This is a genomic window from Candidatus Binatus sp. (genome assembly GCF_030646925.1).
Classification (GTDB): Bacteria; Desulfobacterota; Binatia; order Binatales; family Binataceae; genus Binatus.
Genome location: NZ_JAUSKL010000093.1, coordinates 1 through 22,449, shown reverse-complemented (window position 1 = coordinate 22,449; position 22,449 = coordinate 1). Strand labels below are relative to the sequence as shown.

Annotated in this window: 25 protein-coding genes and 1 pseudogene; 8 read left to right on the top strand and 18 right to left on the bottom strand. The window is 59.8% G+C overall.

From position 1 onward, the window contains the following. The 5 genes from Q7S58_RS16725 to Q7S58_RS16705 form a co-directional block, all read right to left on the bottom strand. Nucleotides 1-1,373, bottom strand: a 1,373-nt coding sequence (locus Q7S58_RS16725; RefSeq protein WP_304828376.1) for a sigma-54 dependent transcriptional regulator, incomplete at its 3' end; no start/stop codon positions are given. Between the two features lie 266 nt (nucleotides 1,374-1,639). Continuing rightward, complete coding sequence (locus Q7S58_RS16720) at nucleotides 1,640-1,996, bottom strand: phage holin family protein (protein ID WP_304828373.1); 357 nt, start codon at nucleotides 1,994-1,996, stop codon at nucleotides 1,640-1,642. Further along, complete coding sequence (locus tag Q7S58_RS16715; protein ID WP_304828370.1) at nucleotides 1,983-2,288, bottom strand: hypothetical protein; 306 nt, start codon at nucleotides 2,286-2,288, stop codon at nucleotides 1,983-1,985. The genes Q7S58_RS16720 and Q7S58_RS16715 overlap by 14 nt, the downstream gene beginning before the upstream one ends. Then, complete coding sequence (locus tag Q7S58_RS16710) at nucleotides 2,251-2,502, bottom strand: hypothetical protein (protein WP_304828367.1); 252 nt, start codon at nucleotides 2,500-2,502, stop codon at nucleotides 2,251-2,253. Before Q7S58_RS16710 ends, Q7S58_RS16715 begins: the two co-directional genes overlap by 38 nt. Nucleotides 2,503-2,546: 44 nt before the next feature. Further along, nucleotides 2,547-2,846: a hypothetical protein gene (locus Q7S58_RS16705; RefSeq protein WP_304828364.1), complete on the bottom strand. Its 300-nt coding sequence runs from the start codon at nucleotides 2,844-2,846 to the stop codon at nucleotides 2,547-2,549. Between the two features lie 268 nt (nucleotides 2,847-3,114). Between Q7S58_RS16705 and Q7S58_RS16700 the strand changes: the two genes are divergently transcribed. The 6 genes from Q7S58_RS16700 (at nucleotide 3,115) to Q7S58_RS16675 (ending at nucleotide 8,296) form a co-directional block, all read left to right on the top strand. Beyond that, on the top strand, nucleotides 3,115-3,342 hold the full coding sequence (locus Q7S58_RS16700) for a hypothetical protein (RefSeq protein ID WP_304828361.1): 228 nt from the start codon (nucleotides 3,115-3,117) through the stop codon (nucleotides 3,340-3,342). Between the two features lie 103 nt (nucleotides 3,343-3,445). Continuing rightward, a complete protein-coding gene (locus Q7S58_RS16695; protein WP_304828358.1) occupies nucleotides 3,446-3,652 on the top strand; it encodes a DUF6496 domain-containing protein in 207 nt (68 codons plus the stop codon). A gap of 53 nt (nucleotides 3,653-3,705) precedes the next feature. After that, nucleotides 3,706-4,137, top strand: coding sequence for a hypothetical protein (locus Q7S58_RS16690; protein ID WP_304828355.1), 432 nt, complete (start codon nucleotides 3,706-3,708; stop codon nucleotides 4,135-4,137). Nucleotides 4,138-4,207: 70 nt separating this feature from the next. Next, on the top strand, nucleotides 4,208-4,735 hold the full coding sequence (locus Q7S58_RS16685) for a septal ring lytic transglycosylase RlpA family protein (protein ID WP_304828352.1): 528 nt from the start codon (nucleotides 4,208-4,210) through the stop codon (nucleotides 4,733-4,735). A 159-nt stretch (nucleotides 4,736-4,894) separates the two neighbouring features. Then, a complete protein-coding gene (locus tag Q7S58_RS16680; RefSeq protein WP_304828349.1) occupies nucleotides 4,895-5,998 on the top strand; it encodes a glycosyltransferase family 4 protein in 1,104 nt (367 codons plus the stop codon). 39 nt (nucleotides 5,999-6,037) lie between these two features. Then, nucleotides 6,038-8,296 (top strand): glycogen debranching N-terminal domain-containing protein, encoded by a 2,259-nt coding sequence (locus tag Q7S58_RS16675; RefSeq protein ID WP_304828346.1) that lies wholly within the window; start codon nucleotides 6,038-6,040, stop codon nucleotides 8,294-8,296. Nucleotides 8,297-8,408: 112 nt separating this feature from the next. Here Q7S58_RS16675 and Q7S58_RS16670 read toward each other — a convergent pair whose 3' ends face one another. The 4 genes from Q7S58_RS16670 to Q7S58_RS16655 all read right to left on the bottom strand — a co-directional run bounded on the left by Q7S58_RS16670 (nucleotide 8,409) and on the right by Q7S58_RS16655 (nucleotide 12,369). Continuing rightward, entirely contained in the window at nucleotides 8,409-9,464 is a 1,056-nt protein-coding gene (locus tag Q7S58_RS16670) for an ABC transporter ATP-binding protein (protein ID WP_304828343.1), read from the bottom strand. Between the two features lie 9 nt (nucleotides 9,465-9,473). After that, nucleotides 9,474-10,313, bottom strand: coding sequence for a carbohydrate ABC transporter permease (locus tag Q7S58_RS16665; RefSeq protein ID WP_304828340.1), 840 nt, complete (start codon nucleotides 10,311-10,313; stop codon nucleotides 9,474-9,476). Continuing rightward, nucleotides 10,310-10,978, bottom strand: a complete 669-nt coding sequence (locus tag Q7S58_RS16660) for a carbohydrate ABC transporter permease (RefSeq protein ID WP_304828337.1) — start codon at nucleotides 10,976-10,978, stop codon at nucleotides 10,310-10,312. The genes Q7S58_RS16665 and Q7S58_RS16660 overlap by 4 nt, the downstream gene beginning before the upstream one ends. Before the next feature lie 185 nt (nucleotides 10,979-11,163). Beyond that, the gene (locus Q7S58_RS16655; RefSeq protein WP_304828379.1) at nucleotides 11,164-12,369 is read right to left on the bottom strand and encodes an extracellular solute-binding protein; all 1,206 of its coding nucleotides are present in this window, start codon (nucleotides 12,367-12,369) and stop codon (nucleotides 11,164-11,166) included. Nucleotides 12,370-12,548: 179 nt separating this feature from the next. Between Q7S58_RS16655 and Q7S58_RS22275 the strand changes: the two are divergent. Beyond that, nucleotides 12,549-12,920 (top strand): annotated as a pseudogene (locus Q7S58_RS22275) (DUF5752 family protein); the annotation flags it as partial. 109 nt (nucleotides 12,921-13,029) lie between these two features. Then, entirely contained in the window at nucleotides 13,030-13,761 is a 732-nt protein-coding gene (locus Q7S58_RS16645; RefSeq protein WP_304828329.1) for a glycosyltransferase, read from the top strand. On the opposite strand, the gene Q7S58_RS16640 is transcribed toward Q7S58_RS16645, so the two are convergent. The 9 genes from Q7S58_RS16640 to Q7S58_RS16600 form a co-directional block, all read right to left on the bottom strand. After that, nucleotides 13,727-15,562 (bottom strand): glycoside hydrolase family 15 protein, encoded by a 1,836-nt coding sequence (locus Q7S58_RS16640; protein ID WP_304828326.1) that lies wholly within the window; start codon nucleotides 15,560-15,562, stop codon nucleotides 13,727-13,729. The genes Q7S58_RS16645 and Q7S58_RS16640 overlap by 35 nt on opposite strands. A 41-nt stretch (nucleotides 15,563-15,603) precedes the next feature. After that, complete coding sequence (locus Q7S58_RS16635) at nucleotides 15,604-16,725, bottom strand: LLM class flavin-dependent oxidoreductase (protein ID WP_304828323.1); 1,122 nt, start codon at nucleotides 16,723-16,725, stop codon at nucleotides 15,604-15,606. Nucleotides 16,726-16,785: 60 nt separating this feature from the next. Next, nucleotides 16,786-17,550: a glucose 1-dehydrogenase gene (locus Q7S58_RS16630; RefSeq protein WP_304828319.1), complete on the bottom strand. Its 765-nt coding sequence runs from the start codon at nucleotides 17,548-17,550 to the stop codon at nucleotides 16,786-16,788. A 75-nt stretch (nucleotides 17,551-17,625) separates the two neighbouring features. Next, the gene (locus Q7S58_RS16625) at nucleotides 17,626-18,078 is read right to left on the bottom strand and encodes a nuclear transport factor 2 family protein (RefSeq protein WP_304828316.1); all 453 of its coding nucleotides are present in this window, start codon (nucleotides 18,076-18,078) and stop codon (nucleotides 17,626-17,628) included. 103 nt (nucleotides 18,079-18,181) lie between these two features. Beyond that, a complete protein-coding gene (locus Q7S58_RS16620; RefSeq protein WP_304828311.1) occupies nucleotides 18,182-18,607 on the bottom strand; it encodes a Zn-ribbon domain-containing OB-fold protein in 426 nt (141 codons plus the stop codon). Between the two features lie 5 nt (nucleotides 18,608-18,612). Further along, the gene (locus Q7S58_RS16615) at nucleotides 18,613-19,794 is read right to left on the bottom strand and encodes a hypothetical protein (protein ID WP_304828309.1); all 1,182 of its coding nucleotides are present in this window, start codon (nucleotides 19,792-19,794) and stop codon (nucleotides 18,613-18,615) included. A gap of 31 nt (nucleotides 19,795-19,825) precedes the next feature. After that, entirely contained in the window at nucleotides 19,826-20,581 is a 756-nt protein-coding gene (locus Q7S58_RS16610) for an SDR family NAD(P)-dependent oxidoreductase (protein ID WP_304828306.1), read from the bottom strand. 33 nt (nucleotides 20,582-20,614) lie between these two features. Then, nucleotides 20,615-21,067 carry a MaoC family dehydratase N-terminal domain-containing protein gene (locus Q7S58_RS16605; RefSeq protein WP_304828303.1) on the bottom strand — a complete coding sequence of 151 codons (453 nt, stop codon included), beginning with the start codon at nucleotides 21,065-21,067 and terminating at the stop codon, nucleotides 20,615-20,617. Between the two features lie 24 nt (nucleotides 21,068-21,091). Beyond that, complete coding sequence (locus Q7S58_RS16600) at nucleotides 21,092-22,336, bottom strand: cytochrome P450 (protein WP_304828300.1); 1,245 nt, start codon at nucleotides 22,334-22,336, stop codon at nucleotides 21,092-21,094. Between the last annotated feature and the right edge of the window lie 113 nt (nucleotides 22,337-22,449).

Here is a 22,449-nt window from a genome sequence, read left to right as displayed (position 1 = left end):
GTATTTTGAGGCGATTGCTGCTGGCTGAAACGCTCGAGCTTGTTGTACAGCGTCTTCGCACTCACCCCAAGCACATCGGCCGCCCGCGTCTTGTTGCCGCCGGTGAACTCGAGCGTCCGCGCGATCATTTCCTTCTCGACTTCGCCCAGCGACGCGCCCAGCCGAATCTTCACGAAGCCGCCGTCGGGTGAGTTCGCGGCGCGAAAATCCTCAGGGAGATCGTTCTTGCGGATCGTACGGCCCTCGCAAACGATCAACGCGCGCTCGATCACGTTGCGTAGCTGGCGCACGTTGCCGGGCCAGGGATGCCCGCGGAAGGCCTCCATCACGTCGCTATCAATTCCCACGACGTCCTTGTGATTCTGCTGAGCGTAGTGCGAGATGAACATCTGCACGAGCTGCGGGATGTCGTCGGCGCGCTCGCGCAGCGGCGGTAGCGTGATGGTGAAGACGTTCAGCCGATAATAAAGGTCGCTGCGCAACTTTCCATCGCGGACCGCCTGCTCGATATCGCGATTCGACGCCGCCAGCACGCGCACGTCAAGCGGGATTTCGGTCGTACCGCCGACGCGCCGCAGCTTTTGCTCCTCGATCACGCGCAACAGCTTGGCCTGCAGCTCGACCTTCATCTCTGTGATTTCGTCGAGCAGCAAGGTACCGCCGTTCGCGGCCTCGAAGCATCCTTCCTTCCTGCGATCGGCGCCCGTGAAGGAGCCGCGCTCGTGGCCGAACAGCTCGCTTTCCATCAACGTTTCGGGGATGGCTGCGCAATTGACCGGGACGTATGGCGCGCTGCGCCGCGGCGAAGTCTCATGGATCGTGCGCGCGACGAGTTCCTTGCCGGTGCCGCTTTCGCCGGTGATCACGACCGACGCCGACGATTGCGCCAGCCGCTCGATTGCCGTGATCACGCGGCGCATCACGAGCGAGCGCCCGAACAACGGCCCGAGTTCTCCCACGTCTGCCAAGCGGCGCCGCAGCGTCAGATTCTCCTCACGCATCTGCACGATGTCCGCGAGGTTCTTCAGCATCTGGCGCAGATGCGGCGGATCTACGGGCTTTCGCAGATAATCGATGGCGCCCAGCTTGATCGCTTCGACCGCATCCGGGATATCGCCCTGCCCCGAAATGATCACGGTGGGCAAATCGATGCCCATCTCGCGGATGTCGCGCAGGAGTTGCAAGCCGTCCTTGCGCGGCATCCGCAGGTCGGTCAGGAGAATGTGCGGCTGAAACGTCTTGATTAACTCAGTTGCCCGCTCCCCATCCTCCGCCGTCTCGACCCGGAAACCCCACGCCGACAGGGACTCGCTCCATTCCTCGTGCGTCGATACATCGTCTTCCGCCACGAGAATCCTGGTTTCATTTGCCACGCTTGTCACCTGATTGGCCTTCACTGCTAGGAGGAAAGTTAAGGAGTAGAGTACGGAACGTTCCTACGATGCTGAGCAAGCATAATGCCGGAAAAGTCCCTCGATTTCTACATGAACTCGCTACTTGTCCGGTCTGTAAAAAATTCACGATTTGTAACAATTACCAGTTTTAGCGATCTTCCATTCCTAAAGAAAACGCGGGATGAAAGCCGTGAAAGCCTCCATCCCGCGTTGCGATCCGTTTTGAGCTTTCAGGGTTTCGCGTCTTAGGCGGCAGTCCGCACCTTGGCTGCGCGTTTTCCGATCAGCCGCATGATTATCCCGACAATCACAAACGCGACCCCAACGATGCCCATCGCCTGCCAGTATGGCATCCATTGATGCAGGAATCCGATCAGCGCAGCTAGCAGGCAGAACGCGCCGATCGTCGCGACGGCCACTGCGGCCAGCGTCAGGAACAAGTTCTCCACCTGCCCCTCGATTGCGCCTCGCAGCCGAGCCTCGAGCAGTCGCATCTCGCCCTGGATGACCCGCGACACGTCATCTACGGCGCGGGCTGCAAGCGTACCCCAATCCGCCGGGCTTTCGACCAGTTCCTTGCGCGCCGAGCTATGGTTTTCCATCTGCTTTCTCGCTCGCCATCGAGTAGGCTTTGACCGCGCCATAGCCGCAAATCAGGCCCAAGATCACCGGCCCCAGCGTCGGACGGTGGGTCTTGTTGCCGATCAGAAATCCCAGCACGGCGCCGACGCCCAAAGCCGCGAGCGGGTATGCCTGGATCATCTTGTGACCAGGTCGTAGCTCCGATTCGACGATTTCGACCTTCTGATGCACCTGCGCCATGGTCTCGTGGAGATCGCGGCGGGCGTCATCGATCTCACTTTCGATTCTCGAAATTTCCTCGCCCGCCGGCATTGAAGACTGCTCCCATTATGTAGTTCGATACCATCGTGCGCGCTGCGATCCGGCCGACCAGCACCAGCACTGCACGGGCGGTGCGCGATCGGAGTCCGCCACCCGTGAAGAAGCCGAGTCCCGCGGCGATCGCGACCGCCTTCAACGGCTCGTCCTTGATCATCTGTTCGAGTTCTGTGCGAGGTTTGCGTTCGGCCGAACTGCGTTCAGCCATTCTGTGGACAGCGGCCGAATGTGCCATTGGACTGGCCTCCTGTTTTACGCGACTCGCTTGAAGATCTGCGCGACGAGATAGCCGACGCCGAACGCGATCGCCACTGCGGCCCACGGCTCGTTGCGCACGAACTCGCGCACGTCATCCATGGTGGTCTCGCTCGCGAACTTTTGCACGGCTTCGACGCCGCCCTGCAGAGCATCGCGGCCCTTCTCTGCCACCTGCTGGACCGTTTCGTAACCCTCGTCCATCATCTCGCGGCCTTTTTCCATCGTCTTGTCCATCACGCGACGGCCTCGGTCCATGGCCTCGTTGGCGGCGGGTCCCAGATTGTCAATGGCCATTTGAATTGCCTCCGTAAGTTGAGTAACGCCTTTTCGCTAAAACGTCGCAAGTGATGTACCACGCGTAATTAATTCGCAGTGCCTAGCCTAATCCCGTGGAGCGTCACGCACAAAACGAAATATGGGCGCAAACCACTCGGTAGAATCCAGCGGACTTACGCATCTTTTTCACGATCGGCCACAGCGAGCTGGACTGTTGGCACACATGATGCTGCCACGCCTTCCTGATAGGGCCCGCAAGCGGTCGAAACGAACCGCGGAGGAAATCATGAAAGGAATAGTTATGACCGGAGTCGTGCTGGCGCTGCTCGGTCTGCTCGGATTGGCGATGCCGGTATTTACCACGCAGCACACCGAGGAAGTCGCGAAACTCGGCGACCTCAAGCTGCAGGCCAACAAGCAGGAAGACCACGTCATACCGCCACTGCTCAGCGAAGGCGCGATCGTCCTCGGCGTGATTCTGATCGGCGCGGGCCTCGTCACGAATCGCCGCTAGTCCGATCAAAATTTCGGACGCGAGTGGCGTTGGCAATCGTTTTGCTAGATGCACTTCCCAAGAGCCAACGACGCTCTCACCAAGCCAAGCCGCGGGATCGACGATGCCGACCAAAAAAAGTTCGACACGCAAGTACGGAGAGAAAGCATCGCAGAGCGTCAAGCGCGCGATGCATCGCAAGAAAGCCGGCCAGCTCACTTCCGGCCGCTCCGGAAAGAAAGTCACGAGCCGCAAGCAGGCGATCGCGATTGGACTTTCCGAAGCGCGTCGCGCGGGAGCGAAAGTTCCAAAGAAGAAAAGCTCCAAGTGACGGTTCGATCGCCAATCTCACTACCTCCACTTACACGAGGGGAAAGCAGCCACATGAAAGCACAACACTCTTTCGCTGACGATCTGCCGGATCTGTTCCAGAGCGCCGACATACTGCCCTCGCAGTACCGTGACCTGGTGCGCAAGTCGAATCCCTTCGAGGGCGAACGCAATCTGCTGTTCGCCGTGCTCGAAGACGGTGTCCGCCGTTACCTGGAATGCCACGACTGCGATCGAACGTCGCCCGAGTTCCTCGAGACGTCCGACTGGATCAATTCAGCCGAAGGATTCGGGCCGTTCGCATTCGTCAATGTATGCGAAACCTTGGGCATCGATCCTGACCGCCTGCGCCAGGGCCTCAATCGATTTCTGCTGAAGGACGGGTCGGGAAGCCGGCAGGCGTTTCCGTCGCGCCGCCGCGTGCACGCCGGTTCCGGCCGCAGCGGAACGATCAGGATCTCGCCGCGCGAACGCGCGCGTGCTTGATCGAGCAACCCGCGGGGCACATGAATTGCTCATTACAGAGCACAGCTAATCAATCGAGGCAGCCTGTTTCATGAGATTTAATCAGCACATCCATAATGGATTGCTAAGTGCGATCCTTGGTGTCGGAGCCCTTTGCCTGCCGTGGAATGCGTCCGCGGAAATGCCCTCGCCGCGGGCATCGGAAAATTCCTCGCGCGCCGCGGCGCAACGCGCGCAATCGACCGGGTCTCGCGTCGTTTCGAACGCGACCGAGCCCGGCGACGTCGTGAAGGGCAAGGCGTCGTGGTACGGTCCCGGTCTTCACGGCAAAAAAACCGCCACTGGCGAGCGATTCAACTCGAACGCGATGACGGCGGCCTCGAACCACGTACCGCTCGGGTCGGAGGTTATCGTCACCAACCTCGAGAACGGCAAATCGGCCCGGGTTCGTATCAATGATTGCGGGCCGCCTCGCCGCGGCCGCAAAATCGATCTGTCGAAAAAGGCCGCGCACAAACTCGACATGGCTCACGACGGCACCGCGCCGGTCAAGGCGGAAGTAGTATCAACTCCGGCCGAGCCGGAAACGTGCGATGGTCTCAAAAAGGCATCTCGCTAGCGCGGTCAATTAGCTACTTTGACTTATCCGATGTTGGAAAGGCGGGCTTCAATAGCTATAGCTACTTAGAATCGTTTTTGATATTGCAACTAATAGTCAATTGATTCTGGACTGAGAAAAGATCCCCGGCAGCGATCGCTGCCGTCAAAGAACTTGGACATGAATCATTCGCACCAGACCAGCGGCGCTGTCAATCATCTTCCTCGCTTGCGCATCGCGCAGATCGCGCCGCTTTACGAACCGACTCCGCCAAAACTTTACGGCGGGACTGAGCGGGTCGTCTCGCACATCACAGAGGAACTGGTACGGCGCGGACATGAAGTAACGCTGTTCGCGTCGGGCGACTCTGTCACGCGCGCAAACTTGGAGCCCGGTTGCCCGCGAGCCCTCCGGCTCGCCGGAATATCGGAAGCGGGCTTGCCATTGCATCTGTCGATGCTGAGCGATGCGTACACCCACGCCGCCCAGCGCTTCGACATAATCCACTCGCACCTCGATTACTGGAGCTTCCCCCTGGCCGAGATGTCTGAGATTCCATCGGTCGCTACGCTTCATTGCTGCCTCGACGCCGAAGAGCTGCGCCCGGTGTACGCCCGATATCGGAACCATCCGGTGGTATCGATCAGCGATTCGCAACGGCGCCCGTTGCCATTCATGAACTGGGTGGCGACGGTTCATCATGGCCTGCCGCGCGATCTGTTGAAGTTCAATGCGACTCCTCGAGGTTACCTGGCCTTTCTGGGCAGGATGTCCCGTGAGAAGCGTCCCGACCTTGCGATCGCGATCGCACTGCGCGCGGGCATCCCGCTTATGATTGCCGCGAAAATCGATCTGACGGAACAAGGCTATTTCGACCACGAGATCAAGCCGTTGATGAATTCTGATTTGATCGAGTACGTCGGCGAAATCAACGATTCTCAAAAGGCCGACTTTCTTGGCAATGCGATCGCCTTGCTCTTTCCGATCGATTGGCCTGAGCCGTTCGGCCTTACTATGATCGAGGCTTTGGCGTGCGGAACTCCGGTGATTGCTCGTCCCTGCGGTTCGGTTCCTGAGGTTATCGAGCACGGCCTCACGGGCTTTGTCGCTGAGAGCGTTGACGAACTGGCGGCCGCGGTCACCCGGGTCGATGAGCTATCGCGGGAGAATTGTCGTGCTGAGTTTGAGCGGCGCTTCACCGTCGAGACGATGGTCGATCGTTACGAACACGTTTACCGCGAACTGATCTCGCGAAGGGATTTGAAAGCTTCGCGCGTCCAGTAGCTTCAATTCGACAAAGCAACCCTGGATGCATAGCACCCGGTGAAGCGACCAACCGACAAACCGGCCGCACTGGAGGCGCGCCGTTCGCGCCGGACCACGCCGCGCGAATCGAGCGCGATGGTCAAAGTCGGCGAGGACTTCTACGTCCTGGCGTCGTCGTTCGCCTCGCGGCGCCCCACCCGCGTGCTGGCGAATGCGCAAAGCTTCACCATCTTCGATACCGGCGGCGACATCCTTGAATCGCCGCTCGAGGCGCTTGGCTTTTTTCGGCGCGACACTCGCTATCTCAGTCACTTCGAACTCGATATCGACGGCAAGCTTCCCTACTTTCTGAACTCATACATCAGCGACGACAAGGTTGAATTGCGAGTCAACCTGACCAACCCGGACCTCGGCCTCAACGGCGATATCGTGGGACTGCCGCGCGATTCGATCCAGATTCAGCGCGGCTGGGTGCTCACGTCGGCTGCCTTGTTTCATCGCCTGATAGTGAGCAACTTTGCACCTTCAATTGTGCAAATACCGCTCAGGCTCACAGTCGGCGCTGACTTTGCCGACCTTTTTGAAGTACGCGGCGTTCCGCGCGAACGTCACGGTGAATTTCTCGATGCCGAGGTCGACTCGAGCCGGCTCAAGTACGCTTACCACGGTCTCGACGGCGTCGTTCGCTTCACCGAGATTTTGTTCGACCCCGCGCCGCGGGAGATTGCCGATCATCGCGCTGGTTTTCTGATCGACCTGAAGCCACATGAGAGCGTGCATTTCGAAACCAGGATTGTGGTTGGCAGCCGTCGCGGCAACACTCGCATGTCGGGGCGGCTGGCGCCGCCCGATTTCGAGTCGGCACTGGCCGAACGAGGCTCCGAAATTGCCGCGGCTCATCATGGATGGGCACGCTTTACCGCCAGCAATAAGCTGTTCGATTCGTTCCTGCAGCGCTCGATTGCAGATCTTACTACGATAGTCACTGAGACTGCCGACGGCGCTTTCATCATGGCAGGTATCCCGTGGTTCGCCACGCTGTTTGGACGCGACAGCTTGATTACTTCGATGTCGCTGCTGCCGTTCAATCCCGATATAGCAGTGCGGACTCTGAAGACGCTCGCCGGCTTGCAAGGAACAGAAGCCAACGAGGCGCGCGACGAACAGCCAGGCAAAATCGTTCATGAGATCCGCTATGGCGAGATGGCGGCTACCGGCGAGGTTCCTTTTGGCCGTTACTATGGCAGCGCTGACTCGACTCCGCTCTTTCTGTGGTTGCTAGGACGTTGCATCGAGACCACTGGCGATTTGAAACTCGCCAATGAATTGTGGCCAGCCGCGATGCGCGCGCTCGAATGGATCGAGAAGTCGGGTGACTGCGACGGAGATGGCTATGTCGAGTACATCCGGCGGACGCCGCGCGGACTCGCGAACCAGGGATGGAAGGACTCCTTCGATGCGATTTCGCATGCCGACGGTGAGCTCGCGCGGACGCCGATCGCGCTAGCCGAAGTTCAGGGCTACATTTACGCGTGCTACCTTGGCATCGCCAGCGTTGCGCGGCGGCTCGGTCACGTTGATGTCGCAGACCGGCTCCTGGAACGGACATCAACCCTCAAGAAAACTTTCGTGCGCGACTTCTGGTGGGATCACGAGCGAAGCTGCGCGCTAGCGCTCGACGGCGACAAGCGGCCGTGCCGGGTGCTCGCTTCCAATGCTGGGCACGTCCTGGCAGCAGGCATCCTGGATAGCGATCAGGCGTTTGCGCAATCGGAACGCCTGCTAGCCGACGATATATTTTCTGGCTGGGGCACGCGCACGCTAAGTGCCAACGAGCGCCGCTACAATCCGATGAGCTATCACAACGGATCGGTGTGGCCGCACGACAATGCGATCGCGGCGCTTGGCCACGGCCGCGCCGGCAACAATGCCGGCGTGCTGCGGATCCTCGACGGCTTGTTCGACGCGTCCGAGCAGCTCGACGGCAGCGGGAGCTTGCCGGAGCTCTTCTGTGGATTCAATCGCGAACCGCATCGCGGTCCGGTTCCTTATCCGGTGGCTTGCCGGCCTCAAGCATGGTCGGCGAGCAGCGTCTTCATGATCGTACAGGCGATGCTGGGTCTCGAAGTATCGGGTGTCGAGAGAAAGGTCATTTTCAACTCACCGACGCTGCCATCATGGCTCGATTGGATGCGCATCGACGATCTCAGAGTGGGCGATGGCCGAGTCTCGTTTCTATTTCGGCGCACTGCCCATCAGGCGGCAGTCGAGTTGGTAGAACGGCAAGGACCGGTGAAAGTCGAAGTCCGGCAATAGCCAAATAGCAGGGCAAAGCAGGCCCGGTACTGATCAGCTCGTCTAACTTTACCTTTCCGGAAAATCCTTCTTCTAACCTGTCGTCATCGAAACGATTCATGTTGTTGTCTTACTAGATGCTAAGTCGAGTTCCATTCGTCACATCAAAGAAATGCAGGCAATGCCGTGAGACGTGCAATTTCAATTGAGAGCCTGTCTCAAAGCGCTTTGGGACAATTGCGGTCACTGATGACTCGCCCCACCGCGCATGGAGCAGAAAACCAGTGCCTGAATACTCGATTGCTTCGACTACGACCTCGATCCCGATTGATTCGGCGCCTCCCTCGAGGCGAAAGTCATCGGGTCGAATTCCCACCAGAACCGGGTCGAGTGAATTCTTCGCAATCAGGGCAGGAATATGAGCGTCGGCGATACGCACGCCGCCGGCTTCAACCGTCGCCGGAAACAGATTCATCGGCGGGCTACCGAGAAACCTGGCGACGAACTCAGTTGCGGGCTTGGTGAAGACATCTTCGGGGCGGCCTATCTGCTCGATCGTTCCGGCGCGCATCACCGCCAGGATGTCTGCTAAAGCGAGCGCCTCGGCTTGATCGTGCGTTACGTATACGAACGTGCGGCCGGTGCGGCGCTGGAACTCCTTCAACTCACTCCTTAGGGACAGGCGCAACTGCGCATCGAGACTCGCGAGCGCCTCGTCCATCAGCACAATCTGTGGTTCGCGAACCAGCGCGCGCGCCAGCGCCACGCGTTGCCGCTCGCCGCCTGAGAGCTCTCTCGGAAATCGATTGAGATCGAGCGCCAGCCCGGCCTTTGATGCTGACTCGCGCACGCGCCGCTCCATTTCATCATGCGGCGTGCGCCTGAGTTGCAGCGGAAACGCGATATTCTGAAACGCTGTCATGTGCGGATAGAGTGCGAGATTCTGAAACACCATCGCAACTGCGTCTCTATGAGATCCTTTCTGAAGCCGGTTAACGCCGTCGATTTCGATCTCACCGCTATCTGGAACTTCGAGTCCCGCTATCAATCGCAGCAAGGTGCTCTTGCCACAGCCTGAAGGGCCAAGTAAGACGAGGAACTGTCCTTTCTCGACCGTAAGCGAGATATTGGAAATCCCGCCGCCAGAATCAAACCTGCGAGTAAGATCGCGGACAACCAGTTGCGCCATCGTCCCGCCTCAGCGATAGCCGCTCGACATCAAGGTGTCGCGCAGAGTCGATCCTAGTGCAACAATAAGGGCTATCGCAGGTAACAGCATCAGCAGTGCGAGCGCGCTTGCGGGGCCAACGTTTCCGAACACAGTGTAGTAGTAAAGCAATGGCGGCAGCGTGCGATTGGTCTGCTGAAGTAGCAACGCAAATCCAAATTCGTCCCAGCTTAAGATGAAGCAGAGTATAAAGGCCGTCGCCAATGACCCGCGCACCATCGGCAAATCGATCGAAAGGAATATGCGCAGCGGTGATGCGCCATCCATCCAGGCCGCTTCTTCGACCTCCACCGGAATCGCCATAAAGGCTGCGTACAGCGTGAGTGCCGCGGTAGGGATAGCTATCGCCGTATGCACTGCCGCGAGTCCCATCGCACTGGGAGAGTCGCTGAGTCCGAGCGCGGATAGGATCATTCCGAGTGGTATCGCGACCGTGATCATCGGCAGGAGGCGCACACCGCTAAGTGTGGCGAACCCTGCTCGACGCCCTAACCCGCCGCGCGTCATCGAATAGGCAAGCATCGCACCGAACGCGGTAGCGGCAATGCCCGTCGCTACAGCCACCAGCAAGCTTCGTATGACGCCGTCTCGGAGCTCCGTAACCGCGAAAATCGCGGCGAAATGCGCAAGCGTTGCACGATGAGGCAGCCACGACGGCGGCCATGCGAACGTCTCCAATTCAGGACTGATCGATTGCTTTGCAAGAAGATAAAGAGGCACCGCGGCGCCCGCAATCACGAAGCCGCTGAGCACGGCTCCAAGGCCCGCCAGGATCGCATTCCCGGGCTGGGGTTCTACGCTCGCCTTCAAGCGGAGGCTCCTTCAGTATAAGCGGGCTTTCGGCGCAGTAGCGCAATTCCGCCGACACCCATAGTCGCAACCAATAGCGCCAACACGACGGCCGCCGCCATTGCCCGATTCTGTTGCTGGGCGTCGCTCCAGAGGCTGTATGCATAAGTCGACAACACCGGAACGCCTTCCGGGCCGCTAAGTATCAGCGCCGTCGAAAAGATTCTGAGCGCGTCGATTCCGCGGAGCGCTATAGCGCCGACGATCGCTGGCGCCAGCAATGGCAGTGTGACGAACCTGAAAGTCTGCAACGTTCTCGCGCCGTCCAGGCGCGCTGCCTCGTATAGTTCGTGCGGTATGGTCTGCAAGCCCGCGAGCAGCATCAGCATTACGATCGGAGTGACGTGCCACGCGTCCACCAGCATCACGGTGAACATCGCCATCGAGCTCCGCGGGCTGAGCCACGGTAAAGGATGCCAGCCCAACAAGTCGATCGCTCCATTTAGATAGCCGCGCGGCATAAAGATGTAGCGCGCCAGCGTGAGTATCACTATTTCAGGCATCGCGAAGGGCAGAATCGCTGCGATTTCCAATATCGCTGATCTCTCCGGCCGCGAGGAAAGCATCAGAGCCATAGCAAGTCCAAATACTAATTCGATAATCAGGCTCCCGAAGGGGATTAGCATGTTATTAATCAGTGCGCGCCAGAACATCGGGTCTGAAAATAGATCTGAGTAATTGGCGATCGAAGGCCCGCGCCGCTCGAAGGACAGGAATATTCCGTTCAGTGCGGGCAGAAGAAGTGTTGCGAGCATCGCCGCGCAAGGTACGAAGACGAATACGATCCTGAGTCTGCGGCTCGCGCTATCCACTATCGCATCTCCGCGCAATCGCATCGGCTTCCGCCACGGCGATTACCGAAAGCATCACCAACCGCCTGTGCCGCAGTGCGATCGTCGACCAGCACAGCACGAATCGCGCGCCGCCAATCGTCGCTAAGGTCCGCGTAGCACTCGATCGCCGGGCGCGCCCGCACGTATGGACGCATCGCGGAGTAGCCCGCATAGAGTCTCGCGTCCTCGCTGCCCGGAGCCGGAGGCACGGAGCCGTACCATCCCATTTTCTCACTCAGCCTCGCTTGAGCTTCCGAAGTGAGCAGATACTGTATGAACTCGGATGCCAGTTTCGTGTGTGGAGCGAAACGTGGAATAGCCAGATACCCGCCACCGAGCGGAGTCGCCCGCCCTGCGGGACCGGCGGGGATCGGCGCGCTCAAATCAACTTCGGGGGCCAAACCCTTGTCGTGCAAATAGTCAATTGCGAATGGCCAATTGAAGTGAATCCACACCGAACCGCGCGCCTGCGCCTCCAGTACCGACATCTCGCGAAACACCGCGGACTCGTTGTTCAAATTCGGGGCGATGCTCTTGAAAAAATCGAACGCGCGCAAAGAGGCTGGCGACTCCGGATGACATTCGTCGCCGCCGGCCGACCACACAAACGCAAGCGCATCGCAGACTGCTCCTTCATAGCGCGCCGCCTTGATCGCCAGCTTACCAGGATTGTTGCGCGCAAATTGCGCCAGCTCGTCCCACGTTGATGGCGGTGTAGGAACCTTTTGACGATTGTAAATCATCGCCTGCCACATCAAGCGATGAGGGACAAAGTATAGATGACCGCCTGATTGCGCCGCCGCCCAGGCCGCGTTCGTGAACAGGGCCCGCTCCGGCGCCGAGACCTGATCGTCGATCGGCTGTGCATAGTTGTGAGCCTCGGCGAGCATCGCCAGGTCGAGTTCGACCAGGTCGAGATTGCCGCGCGCTCCTGCCTGCACTCTCATCGCCTGCAAGATATCGCCATAGCCTTGGGCGATGATGTTGATTCGAACGCGATGCCGCGATTCGAAATCAGCTACGAACGACCTATAGCGCGCAGCTTCAGCCGGAAAAACCGCAAGTGCAATATTGAGCCGAGTGCTTGTCGATTCGGGCCCGCCGCATCCAGCCGCGAGTGTTGCTAGTATGCATAAAATTGCACGGCAACGCGCTCGTGCTGAACTTCCTGCCAAGGCCTTCATACTTTGGATCATTCGATTGCCCTTCGGCTCAACTTCAGCCGCGATGGTATGAAAAATTTTCAATTCGTCATCGGTACTTCGCTCGCGAGAAATCGTTTAGGCTTATTTGAACGTCTCAGCGGCGTTTATTTAGCCATCGATGGTCTCGATCTTGCCCCCAATTTCTCCGATAGTCGTAGATGCACGACCGCATCATTCTCAATAGACCGCAACTCCAGAATAGCTTCGAGTCCGAATCGGGAGAATCGGCAGATGACGGCCACCAAATCGCAATCGACCGCACAGACACCTTTCGAATTCTACTCGCGCCTGAATCTACGCTGCTAACTGGTTTGATGGCGCGAGATTTGGCGCAACTGGCCGAGCATCTAAGGACTGTACCCGGCTCGGTCATCTACCATCACACGCATCACTTCCTGGAAATGCATCAGCATCTTTCGCCGGAACCGCCGAACGATTTCGCCTACTGGGCAACCAACATCCTGTTGGAGGAACGTCTTGGCGAGCAGCTCGCCGCGATCGACAGGCTGCAATTTCCGAGTATCCGCGAGCTTCGCGACGCCTTGCTCGACGTCATCCAGAGTTTTCTCGACAGCTCGAGCGACGTGCGGGTGGCGTATGTTCATTCACGATCCGCAGCCGGCCGGCTAGAGCTACGACTTGAGCGTTTTCTCGGCGCCGCAATTCGCCCGCACGCTCGAGATACCGCAAGTCCTGATCGCGCCGTCGATCGATCCGCTTTCCGACAAGAATCGCGAACTGGGCACGGGACAGATCGAAGACATCCTGCAGCAACTCGGCATCCACAGCGACAAGCCGATGGTCACGCAGATATCGCGCTTCGATCGGCTGAAGGACCCGGTCGGCGTGCTGGAAGCATGGCGGATCGCGCGCCGCCGCGTCGATTGCCAGTTGGTGCTGGCGGGCGGCGGCGCGACCGACGATCCGGAAGGGGCCGTGGTGCTGCGCGAGGTGCGCGAAAAGGCCAGCGACGACCCGGACGTGCACATCCTGGATTTGCCGCCGACCGCGAATATCGAGATCAACGCCATCCAGCGCGCTTCAACCGTGATTATCCAGAAATCCCTGAAGGAAGGATTCGGACTCACCGTGTCGGAAGCGCTTTGGAAATCCAAACCTGTAATCGCCGGCTCGGTCGGCGAAATACCACTTCAGATTACTCACAAGTATTCCGGAATACTCACTCACACGGTCGAGGGAACTGCATTCTGGATTAAGCAGTTGCTATCGGCGCCGGAATTCGCGCAGTCGTTGGGAGCGAACGGGCACAATCACGTGCGAAATAACTTTTTACGCACCCGGCACATGCGCGATTACTTACTTGCATTTTCATATCTTACCGGCGATCGCTCGGATGTGATTCGTTTGTAGAAGCGATCGCCGGCTCCTGCGAGCGATGCATCGCCGGTCCCTGCAAGCGCGTCAGATTGTGCGCGGTGTTGATCAGCGAGACGTGGGTGAACGCCTGCGGAAAATTGCCCACTTGCCGCTGTGCCCGGAAGTCGTACTCCTCAGCCAGCAAGCCCACGTCATTTCTGAGCGATAGCAGCCGTTCGAAGACCTCGCGCGCTTCGCGATACCGTCCCGCGACCGCCAGGTTGTCGGCGTACCAGAAGGTGCAGGGCAGAAAGGCGCCCTCTCCCGGCGGCAACCCATCCACGCCGGTGCTGGTGGAGTATCGTTTGACCAGTCCATCGTTGAGCAACTCGCGTTGAATCGCTTCGAGCGTTCCCTGTACGCGGAAATCGCCCGGCGGCAGAAATCCGACCAGCGGAATCATCAGCAGCGACGCGTCGAGGTTCTTCGAACCATAATGCTGGACGAATGAATTTCGCTCCGCATCGAATCCGCGGCGGCATACATCGTCGTGAATCTCGGAGCGTAACGCGCGCCATCGCGCGACCGGTCCGTGCGCGTGAAATTTCTCGATCTCCTTCACTGCGCGATCCACCGCCAGCCACGCCATCACCTTCGAATGGGTAAAATGCTGGCGCGGTCCGCGCACCTCCCAGATTCCTTCGTCCGGCTGCTTCCAGCCGGTTTCGAGGAAATCCATCAACTCCCTTTGCAACCGCCACGCCTCCTCGTTTTCACGGATTCCGGCGCCGCGCGATACATACAGCGCATCCATCACTTCGCCGTAAACATCCAATTGAAACTGTAGATGCGCCGCGTTGCCAATACGCACTGGACGGCTGCCCTCATAGCCAGTCAGCCACGGAATTTCAAACTCGGGCAGCGTGCGTTCGCCCGCGAGCCCATACATTATCTGCATGTCTTTCGGGTCGCCGGCGATCGCGCGGAGTAGCCACTCGCGCCATTCGCGAGCTTCATCGACATAGCCAGATGTAAGAAGTGCGTATAGCGTGAAGGTCGCATCACGGAGCCAGCAAAAGCGGTAATCCCAGTTGCGCGGACCGCCGATCGACTCGGGCAGTGAGGTCGTCGGCGCCGCGACGATCCCGCCGGTTGGTCCGTAAGTCAGTGCCTTCAACGTGATGAGCGAACGCACGCAGGCGTCGCGCCATTCGCCGTCCACGGAGCATCGCCCGAGCCACTCGCGCCACCACGCTTCCGTTTCCTCGAGCATGTGCGCGGCTTCTCTCAGATGCGGCACCGCTTCGTGCGACGGATACCAGGTCAGCGTGAACCACTCCGTCTGACCGGCCGCCACCTCGAAGTCGGCAACGGTCGTAAAATCCTTGCCGCGCATCGGCACCGACGCTCGCAGCGCCACCGCGTCGGGCCCCGCGATCGCGTTGTAACCGTAATCGCGTCGCCGCATCCACGGCACCGTTCGCCCGTAATTGAACCTGAAGATCGCCTCCATGCGCATCGAGACGGTGCCGTTGATCCCTTTGACGATCCTGACCACGTCGACGCGATCTCTGTGCTCCGCGACCGGCATCAAATCGATCACCCTGGCGGCGCCGTGCGCAGTTTCGAACTCAGTCTCGAGAATCAGGGTGCCGTCGGAGTAGCGTCGGCGGACGGCTTTGGGCTCATCCTTGGGCGCGAGCAGCCACCGGCCGTTGTCGCGATTGCCGAGGATCGAAGCGAAGCACGCCGCCGAGTCGAAACGCGGCATGCACAACCAGTCGATTGAGCCGTCGCGCCCGACCAGCGCCGCCGTCCGCGTATTTCCGATCAGCGCGTAGTCTTCAATCCGCATGAACAAATCGACGCGCTTGCCGCGCCCCGACTCCGCGCCACTTAACGCGCGGCCGCGCTCTGCAATTCGTCAGTCGCGACGACCCGATGCGGATTGAAGTGCGGCAGCACGTGTTTCGCCATCATCTTCAGCGAGTTCATGATCTTCTGATGCGGGATGCGACCAGCCTGCTTGAAGCATATCACCTGATCGATGCCGGCTTTGTCGAACGTTTCGAGCTTGCGGATTACCTCGTCGGGATTGCCCACCACAATCATCGGATGCTGCTTCAGTTCGGCGTCGGTAAGATCGTTGGGATCCTTGTCCACCGCCATCAGGTTGCGCAGATACTCATACGAGTAGAGCTGGTTTTTCGCGATCAGCGGTTTGAACAACTCGCCGACGTTGTGAAAGAACCAGCGCGCGCCATCCATCCCCACCGCCTCATCCTCTTTATTTTCAGCGACGTGACAGACGATCAGGCCGCCGAACGCTTCGTTCGCAACTTTCGGAATCTGGTCGGTGCGATTGGCCGAGGCCTTGCGATAACTCGCGACCGCCTCCACCACGAACTCGAAGTTGAGGCTGAAGCTCAGCACGCCGAGTCCGCGATCGCCCGCCATCGGATAGCTGTCCGGCGCGACACACGCCATCCACATCGGCGGATGAGGTTTCTGGATCGGCTTGGGCACCACGCGCCGCGGTGGAATCTTCATCAGCTTGCCGTCGAATTCGAGGATCTCTTCGGTCCACGCCTTGACGATTATTTCGAGCGCCTCGCGCACTTCCGCGCGCGTACGATCGTAGTCAACGTTGAAGCCATCCAGTTCCTGCGACGTCGTCGAACGGCCGGTGCCCAGATCGACGCGCCCGTTGCTCATGATATCGAGCACGGCGGCCTGCTCGGCAATTTTGATCGGATGATTGAACTGGAATGGCAGCAGCCGCACGCCATGCGCGATCCGGATATTCTTGGTGCGCTGCGTCACCGCCCCGTAAAAGACTTCCGGCGCCGGGCTGTGCGAGTATTCCTCGAGAAAATGGTGCTCGACTTCCCACACGTAGTCGATTCCGATGCGGTCCGCCAATTCTATTTGCGCGAGCGCTTCCCAATAAACGTTATACTCACTTCGATCATGCCACGGCCGCGGCGTCTCCATTTCGTAGAGTAGTCCGAATTTCATTTTGATGCCTTTCCTTTACTCAGTTCGGCAGCAGCCGCGACGGAGTATAATAGTTACTGACTATTGCGCGAGGAACCCGCCATCCACCGGCATCGGCAGCCCGGTCACGTAGGATGCGTGATCCGAGCACAACCAGGCGACTGCCTCGCCGATCTCTTCCGCCTCGCCGAGCCTTTTTAGCGGTCCGCCGCGCGCGAAACGCTGCTCCGCCTCTGGACGGTTGCCGAGCAGGCGCTCCATCATCGGCGTGCGAATCGGTCCCGGACAAACCGCATTGACCCTGATGTTATGCCGGCCGTACTCGATTGCCGCCGCGCGCGTGAGCCCCGCGACGCCATGCTTCGCCGCGACATAAGCCGGCATCCCGCTGACGCCAATCAGTCCTGCGCCCGACGAAGTGTTCACGATCGCGCCACCGCCGCCTTGCTTCAGCATCTGCGCGATCTCCGCCTTCATGCAGAGCCACACGCCCGTCAGGTTTATCGCGATGACGCGATTCCAGTTTTCCTCAGTGCACTCGTGAGTGAGGCCGCTCTGCCCTTCGATACCCGCATTGTTGAATGCGCAATCGATCCGTCCATACTTCTCGACTGCTTTCGCGACCGCCGACTCGACATCGCCGGGTTTGGAGACGTCGGCCTTCAGGAAAATCGATACGCCGCCGGTATCGCCGATCATCGCATGCGTCTGCACGACGCCTTCTTCGACGACATCCGCCAGCACCAATTTTGCTCCTTCGCGGGCGAAGATTCGCGACGTCGCTCGTCCGATTCCCGACCCCGCGCCGGTTATCAGCGCGACTTTACCTTCCAGGATTCCAGCCATGGCAGACTCCTTCGATTTGCGATTCAGTTCGATCCGCCGCGATGCATCGCACTGCCAGCGCGACGGCCCGCTGGCTTAAGATTTGGTGCTGGCCGCAACCGCGCGTTCCGGCAGCCTGATACTGGTGAAACGCCGCGACGCGAAGTGCCACTTATCGCCGACTTTCACGTAATCGTCGTCGTAAAAGCCGGTGCCAATCCATTCCATATTTTTCGACGCGCTGCGCAATTCGACGTAGCACCGACCGTTCGCCTTGGTCTTGCTCTGCAGATTCACGACGTGATTGTGGATGTACGGACGCGGCGTCATTTCGCTCAGCGCGCCCTGGTACATCTTGAGCAGCTCGGCGCGCCCCTTGGTGACCGCCTCGCGCTCGCGCCCCTTGACGACGAAGAATCCATCCTCCGCGAACAGCTCGACCATCGTCTTCAAGTCGTTCTGCCACACGCAGTCGCAGTAGCGCACCGGGAGGTCGCGAATCGCCTCGCGATCGGCAAGCTCGGTAACCAGTTCGTCCGTCGATTTCATTTTTTCACCTCGGGGTAGATTCCATTCAGCTCGATTATTCCGAATCGCACTATCGCCACATCACGCGACGCGCCGTCAAACTCATTTGCTCCTCGCGAGAGTGCTACGCCGCCGCGACGTGCTTGAATTTCGGCAGCGTGACCTCTTCGGTCACGTCGTCGAACCAAACTTCGACCGGCATGTCGATTGCCAGCTCGTCGGGCTTGACGTTGACGACGAAACTGAGCATCCGCAGGCCCTCTTCAAGCTCGATGATCGCTGGACTGTACGGCACGTCGGCGAATTGCGGCAGCATCGGCTGCATGACCGTAGTCCACGAAAAGACTTTGCCGCGGCCCGACGATTTTGCCCACTCCGCGCGGAACGAACCGCAATTCGCGCACATGTCGCGCGGGATGTGCCGCCACGTCGCGCAATCGGTGCAGCGCTGGAACCGCAATTCGTGGCGCCGGCAATAATCGTAAAACTCGCGCGCGTATCCCTGGCGCCGCGGCAGCGGACGCCGATACTCAGTGCTCGCTTCGGCCATCGTTTTTACCTCCGCAAAATCGCGAGACTGCCGTCGCCGAAATCGCCCCATCCCGTCACCAGCCCGACTTCAGCGTCTTTGACCTGCCGCGCGCCGCATTCGTGGCGCAATTGCCGCGTCGCCTCAACCACGTGATTCATCCCCCACACGTGCGCCTCCGAATGAAGCCCGCCGTGCGTGTTGATCGGAAAATCGCCGCCGAGCTCGAGCCGTCCGCCCTTGACGAAGTCTTTCACCTCGCCACGCTTGCAAAGACCGAGCGCTTCCATCTGGATCAACACGACATAGCTGAAGCAGTCGTAGATTTCCGCAAAATCGAGATCGCTCGGCTTGACGCCCGCCATCTCGAACGCTTTCGGCGCCGCGAAACTAAGCCCAATCTTGAACGGATCGGGACGCGACGGGATGTCATCGGCGGGATACGGATGCCCTTCCGCGACGCCCGAGATATAAACCGGCGCGTGCTTCAAGTCCTTCGCGCGCTCTGCCGAAGTGACGATCACTGCGCACGCAGCGTCCGTCTCGAGACAACAATCGAACAGCCTGAACGGATACGAAATCCAGCGCGCCTTCATGTAATCGTCGAGCGTCAGAGGACGCCCGCGCATCATTGCGTTGTCGTTGAGTTGCGCGTGCTTGCGCGCAGCGAGCGATACCGCCGCCATCGCCTCGAACGGCGTGCCGTAGAGTTTCATGTGGCGCGTCGCAATCCACGCGTACCATTGCACCGGCACCGACGCGCCGTACGGCATGTACCACTCGCCGATCGTTGATCCGAGCGGGCCCGCGTTGCCGCCCCCTCCGCCGCCACCTTCGCGACGGCCCGCCGCGCTGACGCGCATCGCCGAGTAGCCGAGCCATCCCATCGGCACCAGCACCGTCTCCGCGATTCCGCACGCGACCGCCATCGCCGCCGACTGCAGCCCCGAGACCGAACTCGCGCCGCCCGTATGCACCGTCACCGCATAGCGCAAATCCTCGATTCCGAGGTTCGCCGCAAAATGCTCCGCCGGCGCGCCGATCGGCGGTCCGACGATCCCGTCGATATCATGCGCGCTCAACCCCGCATCGTGCAGCGCGTTCGACGACGCCTCGAGCATCAATTGCAATTCGTTCTTATCGGTGCCGCGCGTGAACGCGCTCTCGCCAACGCCCACGATGCACGCCTTGTCCTTCAGACTATTCATCACTGCCTCCGTTAGTGCCGGGGCACATCGATCATGAGATCGTCCAGCCGCCGTCAACGACGAACGGCGCGCCGGTCGCAAACGAGGCGTCGTCGCTCGCGAGGAACAGCGCCATCTTCGCGATCTCTTCCGGCTGTCCCATGCGATTGAGCACCGAAATTCTGCTGACTGCTTTCGGATCGGGCGGCGCGCCTTTGCGGATTCGCTTGGCCATCGCGGTTTCGATTCCGCCGGGGCAAATACAGTTCACGCGGATGTTGTAGCGCGCATTTTCGAGCGCCGCGACGCGCGTCATCGCGATCACGCCCGCCTTCGCCGCGCAGTATGCGACCCCGCCACGCACCGCGACCATCCCGGCAATCGACGCCTGGTTCACGATCGAGCCGCCGCCCGCCTTGATCATGCCGGGCAGCACGTACTTCATCCCGAGGAACACGCCGCGCAGATTGATCGCGATCACGCGGTCGAAAGCATCTTCGGTCATCTTGGAGATGTAGGCCGACTCGCCCTCGATTCCGGCATTGTTGAAAATGATTGTCGGCGTGCCGAAGCGCTTCTCGGCCGCCGCGATCATGTTCTCGGCGTCTTTCTCCTTCGACACGTCGGCGCGAATCGCAGTCGCCTGTCTGCCCGCCGAATTGATCTCGCTCGCGGTTTCAGCCGCCGCTCGTTCATCCAGATCGACCACGGCGACTTTCGCGCCTTCCGCCGCGAACAGCAGCGCCGACGCTTTTCCCATGCCGGAACCGCCGCCGGTTATCACCGCCACTTTGTTTTCGAGTTTCATTGTGCGATCACCTCCACTTCTCTGTCGCTGCGCTCACGCGTTGCGGCAACGCAGCATCCGCTTCACCCGGCATTCCATAACTTCCTCGTCGTTCTGATTCAGCACCGTATGCTCGAACGTCACGATTCCCCGATCGGGCTTGCTCGTTTTCCGCGTCTCGACTACGGAAACCCGCACGCGCATCGTGTCGCCAACTTTGAGCGGACGCTTGAAATTCATCTCATCCACCGAGATCAGCGCCATCCCGATGCGGTGGATGCACCCGGTCAAAATGATGAGTCCCTCGGCGAATGCAAAAATCAGCGCGCCGGGCGCGATTCGCGTCGGATAAGGCCCGGACTTCGCGATGAAATCCTGGTTCATGAAAATCTCTTCGTAAAAACCGCCCAGTGCTACGAATTGCGAAATCTCGCTGTCGCCCACCGTGCGGCCCATCGTCTCGATCTGCTCGCCGACGCGCCAATCCTCGAAGTACTTCGCTTCCATCTTAATGTGTCGTCGCCGCCAACTTCAGGCCGCCGCCCGCTGCGGCGTGAAGCGCACCGGCAGATGCTTGATTCCCGCGAGCAGATTCGAGCGCAGCCGTTCCATCGGCCCTGCGGTCTGCATATCGGGCAGTCGCCGCAGCAGTTCACCGAGCATCACGCGCAACTCAACTCGCGCCAGGTTCGCGCCGAGACAAAAATGCTCGCCGTAGCCGAATGCGACGTGATTGTTGGGCTGGCGTTCGATATCGAAGCGATACGGATCGGCAAAAACGTCCTCGTCGCGATTGGCCGAAGCGTTCCAGAGCAGCACGCGATCGCCTTTGCGAATTGCACGCCCGCGTACTTCCGTGTCCTGCGTAGCGGTCCGCATGATGTGCGTGATTGGCGAAGTCCAGCGCAGAATTTCCTCGATCGCAGTCGGCATCAGCGCGCTATCCGCTATCAGGCGCGCACGCTGGTCCGGATTCGCGATCAACGCATCGACGCCGCCGCTGATCGCGTTGCGAGTCGTTTCCTGCCCGCCGAGAATCAGCAGGAAACAATTGAACAGGATCTCGAGATCAGTCAGTTTGTCGCCCTCGATTTCCCCATGTACGAGCGCGCTCACCAGGTCCTCGCCCGGATTTTTACGCCGCTCCGTGATCATCGTCATGAAATAATTGAAGACATCTTTCTGCGCCTTGGCGGCGGTCTTCTGCGCCGATCCTCCCAGTTGGTACTCCGGGTCTTCGCTGCCGAGCGACAGGTTCCCAAAGGTGAACATCAGATCCCAATCTTCACGAGGCACGCCGAGCATCTCGCAGATGACTGCGGTCGGCAGTTTCGCCGCGACATCCACCACCAAATCGCATTCGCCGCGCTCGGCGACCGAATCTATTATCTCGGTCGCGATTGCACGGATGTGCGGCTCGTGCGGCGCGAGCGCTCGCGGCGTAAAGCGCCGGTTGACCAACTGACGCATGCGCGTATGGCGCGGCGGGTCGGTCAGGATCATCATCTGCCGAAAGCCGAAATCGCGCCGCGGTTCATTCGGATCGGGCGGTTCGTTGATTCCAAGCGTGATACCGCCCTCGGAGCTGAACTGCATCGGATCGCGATACACCGTCATCACATCTTCATATTTTGTAACCGACCAGAATCCGCTCTTGCCTCTGCGTTCGGTCCAGTGCACCGGGTCCGCCGCGCGGAGTTCCGCCCAAATCGGATGAGGGTCGCCGGTCACGAAAAAATCGAGATCCGTGAGACTCAAGTCGCTCGACATCGACATATCTGAACTCTCCTCGGGTTCGCTGCGCGTTCGCCCTTCGATGGCGTTCGGCGCTGGCGACGCGGAGCGCACACCGATGCTGCGCGTCCAACGACATGGATAGCGCCTTTGCC

Coding starts and splice junctions, on each gene's coding strand:
- Q7S58_RS16720 (WP_304828373.1), bottom strand. CDS start 1,996: ATGGAAAACCATAGCTCGGCGCGCAAGGAACTGGTCGAAAGCCCGGCG.
- Q7S58_RS16715 (WP_304828370.1), bottom strand. CDS start 2,288: ATGCCGGCGGGCGAGGAAATTTCGAGAATCGAAAGTGAGATCGATGAC.
- Q7S58_RS16710 (WP_304828367.1), bottom strand. CDS start 2,502: ATGGCTGAACGCAGTTCGGCCGAACGCAAACCTCGCACAGAACTCGAA.
- Q7S58_RS16705 (WP_304828364.1), bottom strand. CDS start 2,846: ATGGCCATTGACAATCTGGGACCCGCCGCCAACGAGGCCATGGACCGA.
- Q7S58_RS16700 (WP_304828361.1), top strand. CDS start 3,115: ATGAAAGGAATAGTTATGACCGGAGTCGTGCTGGCGCTGCTCGGTCTG.
- Q7S58_RS16695 (WP_304828358.1), top strand. CDS start 3,446: ATGCCGACCAAAAAAAGTTCGACACGCAAGTACGGAGAGAAAGCATCG.
- Q7S58_RS16690 (WP_304828355.1), top strand. CDS start 3,706: ATGAAAGCACAACACTCTTTCGCTGACGATCTGCCGGATCTGTTCCAG.
- Q7S58_RS16685 (WP_304828352.1), top strand. CDS start 4,208: ATGAGATTTAATCAGCACATCCATAATGGATTGCTAAGTGCGATCCTT.
- Q7S58_RS16680 (WP_304828349.1), top strand. CDS start 4,895: ATGAATCATTCGCACCAGACCAGCGGCGCTGTCAATCATCTTCCTCGC.
- Q7S58_RS16670 (WP_304828343.1), bottom strand. CDS start 9,464: ATGGCGCAACTGGTTGTCCGCGATCTTACTCGCAGGTTTGATTCTGGC.
- Q7S58_RS16660 (WP_304828337.1), bottom strand. CDS start 10,978: ATGCTAATCCCCTTCGGGAGCCTGATTATCGAATTAGTATTTGGACTT.
- Q7S58_RS16655 (WP_304828379.1), bottom strand. CDS start 12,369: ATGAAGGCCTTGGCAGGAAGTTCAGCACGAGCGCGTTGCCGTGCAATT.
- Q7S58_RS16640 (WP_304828326.1), bottom strand. CDS start 15,562: ATGCGGATTGAAGACTACGCGCTGATCGGAAATACGCGGACGGCGGCG.
- Q7S58_RS16635 (WP_304828323.1), bottom strand. CDS start 16,725: ATGAAATTCGGACTACTCTACGAAATGGAGACGCCGCGGCCGTGGCAT.
- Q7S58_RS16630 (WP_304828319.1), bottom strand. CDS start 17,550: ATGGCTGGAATCCTGGAAGGTAAAGTCGCGCTGATAACCGGCGCGGGG.
- Q7S58_RS16625 (WP_304828316.1), bottom strand. CDS start 18,078: ATGAAATCGACGGACGAACTGGTTACCGAGCTTGCCGATCGCGAGGCG.
- Q7S58_RS16620 (WP_304828311.1), bottom strand. CDS start 18,607: ATGGCCGAAGCGAGCACTGAGTATCGGCGTCCGCTGCCGCGGCGCCAG.
- Q7S58_RS16615 (WP_304828309.1), bottom strand. CDS start 19,794: ATGAATAGTCTGAAGGACAAGGCGTGCATCGTGGGCGTTGGCGAGAGC.
- Q7S58_RS16610 (WP_304828306.1), bottom strand. CDS start 20,581: ATGAAACTCGAAAACAAAGTGGCGGTGATAACCGGCGGCGGTTCCGGC.
- Q7S58_RS16605 (WP_304828303.1), bottom strand. CDS start 21,067: ATGGAAGCGAAGTACTTCGAGGATTGGCGCGTCGGCGAGCAGATCGAG.
- Q7S58_RS16600 (WP_304828300.1), bottom strand. CDS start 22,336: ATGTCGATGTCGAGCGACTTGAGTCTCACGGATCTCGATTTTTTCGTG.